The sequence below is a fragment of the Pantoea sp. JK genome (genome assembly GCF_026130245.1).
Classification (GTDB): domain Bacteria; phylum Pseudomonadota; class Gammaproteobacteria; order Enterobacterales; family Enterobacteriaceae; genus Pantoea; species Pantoea trifolii.
The window spans coordinates 1-5,070 of the sequence record NZ_JAINFN010000020.1; the positions used below are offsets into that span (position 1 = coordinate 1).

Genomic DNA, 5,070 nt, shown 5'->3' on the forward strand with positions numbered 1-5,070 from the left:
CTTACCGCCGTAGGTTTTAGCCAGAACGGTGGTGATTGCTGCAGTCAGAGTGGTTTTACCATGGTCAACGTGACCGATGGTGCCGACGTTTACGTGCAGTTTGTTACGCTGAAATTGCTCTTTAGCCATCGCTAGTCCCTCTAAGACACGGATATATCGAAGATATCGTCATATCAACCAGGCAAGGCCTGACTGTTTGGTTTACAGAGAGAGAATCAGGAGAGAGATAAAGGAAGTGGTGCTGATACCCAGAGTCGAACTGGGGACCTCACCCTTACCAAGGGTGCGCTCTACCAACTGAGCCATATCAGCACATCTGGAGCGGGCAGCGGGAATCGAACCCGCATCATCAGCTTGGAAGGCTGAGGTAATAGCCATTATACGATGCCCGCATCCTGGAACTCGGCTACCTGTTCTTTCTGTAGCTTATGAATAATAAAAGAAGACCTTCTATTATTCGAGCCGGTCAGAGTTTCTGACCAACTTTGATTACGCTAATGCGCAATCTGAAATTCGAAGGTGAGAGATGAAGAACTCACCCATCAGATAAAGACTTTATCTGATGCCCAACCAGGAGGTTGAGATGGTGGTGGGAGAAGGATTCGAACCTTCGAAGTCTGTGACGGCAGATTTACAGTCTGCTCCCTTTGGCCGCTCGGGAATCCCACCTACTTGATGGTGCCGGCTACCGGAATCGAACTGGTGACCTACTGATTACAAGTCAGTTGCTCTACCAACTGAGCTAAGCCGGCATCAAGTGGAGCGCATTCTAGGAAGACCCGAAGAAGGATGCAACAAAAAAATCGCCAAAATTGTTCTATCGCTTACTATTTGTGCAAATCATCTCAAATTAGCTATCTCATGCAGTAAAATCATCCAAAACATGTCCATTTTTACATCACTCTGTCGATTGATTTTCTTCGTATCAACATCATTTCCAACGCACATATTTGAAGCGCACTGCCTTTCTACTGTGCAAATTTAGAAATTTTTTTGTGAAAACATCCTCCACAGCCGTTTTTTCGGCTGGCCCGCATTTTGCTTCTCTACTAAATAAGGCCATTAAATGGAGGGTGTCGTATGAATATTGTTCAGATTACTGCAGAAACATTACCCCGTTATCGCCGGGCTTTGGCTGCCCTGATGATAGACGCGGTAAAAAACAATATGACTTCGGCATTTCAACATTCGCAACAGATGCAACAGTCTCAGGATGCCGAGCGCTATTTTCATAGCTTGCGCAACCAAATGGCACGCCATGAGTTGCTGTTATGGAGCGCGATCATTGACTCGGTTGTGGTGGGAAGCGTGCAGCTCAACATTTGTCAGCGTCCAGATGGGCAAAATCGCGCGGAGATTTTACAGCTGCTCGTGCATTCCAGCGCTCAACGAGAAGGGATCGGTCGCAGATTATTGCAGACGCTTGAGCAACACGCAGAAAGCTATCAACGTGGTCTGCTTTATTTGGATGTCATTGCGGGGTCTGTGGCAGAAAATTTTTACCGTTCGCACGGCTACCACTATTTAGGGGAATTGCCCGACTATGCATTATGCGCGGATGGGCATCCTCATCCCGGCGCGATTTACTATAAACGTCTGCGCGCCCGCCCAGCAGAAAATGTAGTGACAAGCTACTGACCGACAAGAAAAATGCGGGCACGCTTGCGAAAGCGTGCTCCTATTTATCATTTTACTTCTTTTTAAAGTCACACTGATGTTACCCTCCTGCCCATTGTTCTCGTTAATTACCCCTGTGATGTGCAATTGAGTTTGATACATCGTTGTTTGCCTAATGCAGCAAGGTGTTGATGAATCAGAATTTGCACTCAGATGCCTGCTTATGAGTAAAAAAACGACACCTCTTACTACGCCCTATTTGCAGTTTAATCGCCAGCAATGGGCAGCACTGCGCGATTCAGTACCAATGACGTTGGCTGAAGGTGAAATTGAGCGTCTGCGTGGTATCAATGAAGACCTTTCATTAGAAGAAGTGGCCGAGATTTATCTGCCGCTTTCGCGTCTGCTTAATTTCTATATCAGTTCTAATCTGCGTCGTCAGGCAGTGCTTGAGCAATTCCTTGGCACTAATGGGCAGAAAATCCCTTATATCATCAGTATTGCCGGCAGCGTTGCGGTAGGAAAAAGCACAACCGCTCGTGTGCTTCAGGCGCTGCTTAGCCGCTGGCCAGAACACCGTAAAGTAGAACTGATCACTACTGATGGTTTTTTGCATCCTAATTCCGTGCTCAAAGAGCGCGGTCTGATGAAGAAAAAAGGGTTCCCACAATCTTACGATATGCATCGCCTCGTTAACTTCGTCTCTGATTTAAAATCAGGTGCCAGCCAGGTGACAGCGCCGGTTTATTCTCATCTGATTTACGATGTCATTCCGGATGGCGATAAGGTTGTACAACAGCCTGATATTCTTATTCTTGAAGGATTGAATGTGCTGCAAAGCGGTATGGACTATCCTCACGATCCTCATCACGTATTTGTGTCTGACTTCGTCGATTTTTCAATTTACGTCGATGCACCAGAGTCATTACTCGAGAATTGGTATGTAAATCGATTTTTGAAATTCCGTGAGGGTGCATTTAGCGATCCTGACTCTTATTTCCATCACTATTCGCAATTACCAGAAGAAGATGCACTCAATATTGCGCGCGGGCTTTGGAAAGAGATTAACTGGCTTAATTTAAAGGAAAATATCCTGCCTACACGTGAGCGGGCCAGCCTTATTATGACTAAGTCAGCTGATCATGCTGTGCAAAGTGTTCGCTTGAGAAAATAGTTTTTTTTAATGAAATGCCCATTAAAGAGTGTGGGCATTTTATTTTAGTTGATATAAATTAATTGTCTGGACGCAACGAAATTTCGCCCCCGACCCAGGATTTAATGACTCCATCCTGCTCCAGTAATAACCCACCCTGCTTATCAATACCTCGCGCAATACCATATACCTCACGATCCCCTATAAGTAGCTTTACTGGGCGATTAATGAAGTTATCAAGGAGTTCCCAGCGGGAGACAAAAGGAGCCAAACCATCGCGCTCAAAAATGGGTAACGCTTCACGCAGGCTATTGATCAACTTTGCAGCTAACTCGTTGCGATCAATATCAACACCAGCTTCCTGAAGATTAATCCAACCCTGATTAATTTCCGCCGTACCTTCTGAACGCATCAGCAAATTGACGCCCGCACCTATAACGATCTGAGCGGCATCTCCTGTTTTACCGGTTAACTCAACTAAAATACCGGCAAGTTTACGATCGTTAAGATAGAGGTCATTTGGCCACTTAACCCGGACATTCGGCGCACCTAATGATTGAATCACCTCTGCCATGATGATACCAATCACCAGACTCAGGCCCATCGCCGCGGCTGGCCCCTGCTCCAGGCGCCAATACATGGACATATACAGGTTGGAGCCAAATGGAGAAAACCACTTACGGCCGCGACGTCCGCGCCCTGCTTGCTGATATTCGGCAATGCACGCATAGCCAGACGGCAATTTATCCATCCGATCCAGCAAATACTGATTGGTAGAATCGATAACAGGAATCACCGCCAGATTAGGTTGATGCAGGTGAGATAGAATGACTTCTTCATCCAGTAACTGGATAGGTTCCGGTAAGCTGTAGCCTTTACCCGTCACCGTATAGACATCCAGACCCCAGCTTTTCAGGGTCTGTATATGTTTATTGATCGCTGCACGGCTCATGCCAAGTGCTTCGCCCAGTTGTTCACCAGAGTGAAATTCACCATCAGCCACCAATGCCACCAACTTTAACGGCACGCTATTATCTTTCATGAAATTACCTCAACGGCGTTACGCTCGCCTTGAGCACCGATAAAGCGCACTTCTGGCTCCAGCCAAACATCAAATTTTTGACCGACTCTATTTCTGACCTGATGCGCCAAATCGACAATATCCTGTGGAGTGGCATGATCTTCATTAATCAGTACCAAAGCCTGTTGTCGGTGAACTGCGGCACCGCCAACACGAAAGCCTTTAAGGCCGCATTGGTCGATCAACCAGCCAGCTGCTAATTTCATTTCACCGCTGACCTGAGGATACTGAGGAATGGATGGCCACTGCTTAACTAGCGCAGTTGCATGCTCAGCGGTGATGAGCGGATTCTTGAAGAAACTCCCCACATTGCCTGTAATTTTTGGGTCAGGCAGTTTGCTTTGACGCATATGGCAAACAGCAATGAATACATCCCACGCACAGACTGTTGCTGGGTTTAATTTAGTTAGATCGCCATAAGTCAGAACAGGTTTCCATTGTTTTGCCAGGCGTAATCCCACTGCAACAATGGCATAGTCATTCTTCATTGCATGTTTGAAAACACTATCGCGGTAGCCAAACTGGCACTCTTCCCGGTACAAACGAATAATCTTTTGCGTTGGAAGATGTAAAACGTCAACGTAGTGACAGATATCTTTAAATTCGACACCATATGCACCGATATTTTGAATCGGTGCTGAGCCTGCCATGCCGGGAATTAGCGCCAGGTTTTCCAGTCCTGTAATGCCTTTCTTTAGCGTCTGTTCAACTAAAGCATGCCAATTTTCGCCAGCACCAACATGTAAATGCCATGCTTCGTCATGCTCTTCGATAGTTATGCCTTTAATCGCATTAACGACCACAGAGCCGCTGAAATCTTCCAGAAAGAGTACGTTGCTCCCTTCGCCTAATACAATAAAGGGCAGATTTAATTGCTGACTGTTTTTCCAGGCAAGGGTAATAGCGTCAGGAGTTTCAGCGATGGTCAGCGTTTGGGCATTGATCGCAAGACCAAGGGTGTTGAAAGCTTCTAGGGATGTATTGGGGCTGGACATTTCACGGCCTTTACTGATTAATCTGGCCGTAGTTTACCTGATCGGCAGGTTGCTAGTTTGATGTTTTCGTATTTCTGATGGGATATTACTGATGTGCCGACGTAAAAAAGCCCCGAACTTTCGTTCGGGGCTTCTTCACTTATTTGATGCCTGGCAGTTCCCTACTCTCGCATGGGGAGACCCCACACTACCATCGGCGCTACGGCGTTTCACTTCTGAGTTCG

Annotated in this window: 5 protein-coding genes and 4 tRNA genes; 2 read left to right on the plus strand and 7 right to left on the minus strand. The window is 46.5% G+C overall.

What is annotated here, in order from left to right; genetic code table 11:
- The 5 genes from PanJK_RS23885 to PanJK_RS23905 form a co-directional block, all read right to left on the minus strand.
- The coding region (locus PanJK_RS23885; RefSeq protein ID WP_265303502.1) for a GTP-binding protein at positions 1 to 129 on the minus strand (129 nt) is incomplete at its 3' end.
- A gap of 107 nt (positions 130 to 236) precedes the next feature.
- A tRNA-Thr gene (locus PanJK_RS23890) sits at positions 237 to 312 on the minus strand.
- 5 nt (positions 313 to 317) lie between these two features.
- Positions 318 to 392 (minus strand) — tRNA-Gly (locus PanJK_RS23895).
- Positions 393 to 584: 192 nt separating this feature from the next.
- A tRNA-Tyr gene (locus PanJK_RS23900) sits at positions 585 to 669 on the minus strand.
- Between the two features lie 7 nt (positions 670 to 676).
- Positions 677 to 752, minus strand: a tRNA-Thr gene (locus PanJK_RS23905).
- 328 nt (positions 753 to 1,080) lie between these two features.
- Here PanJK_RS23905 and PanJK_RS23910 point away from each other — a divergent pair.
- Positions 1,081 to 1,638, plus strand: a complete 558-nt coding sequence (locus PanJK_RS23910) for a GNAT family N-acetyltransferase (RefSeq protein ID WP_265303497.1) — start codon at positions 1,081 to 1,083, stop codon at positions 1,636 to 1,638.
- Between the two features lie 202 nt (positions 1,639 to 1,840).
- Complete coding sequence (gene coaA, locus PanJK_RS23915; protein WP_265303498.1) at positions 1,841 to 2,791, plus strand: type I pantothenate kinase; 951 nt, start codon at positions 1,841 to 1,843, stop codon at positions 2,789 to 2,791.
- Positions 2,792 to 2,849: 58 nt separating this feature from the next.
- Here the strand turns inward: coaA and birA are convergent, their stop codons facing one another.
- Both birA and murB read right to left on the minus strand, forming a co-directional pair.
- Positions 2,850 to 3,812: a bifunctional biotin--[acetyl-CoA-carboxylase] ligase/biotin operon repressor BirA gene (birA, locus tag PanJK_RS23920; protein WP_265303500.1), complete on the minus strand. Its 963-nt coding sequence runs from the start codon at positions 3,810 to 3,812 to the stop codon at positions 2,850 to 2,852.
- A complete protein-coding gene (murB, locus tag PanJK_RS23925) occupies positions 3,809 to 4,846 on the minus strand; it encodes a UDP-N-acetylmuramate dehydrogenase (RefSeq protein WP_265303501.1) in 1,038 nt (345 codons plus the stop codon). The genes birA and murB overlap by 4 nt, the downstream gene beginning before the upstream one ends.
- Between the last annotated feature and the right edge of the window lie 224 nt (positions 4,847 to 5,070).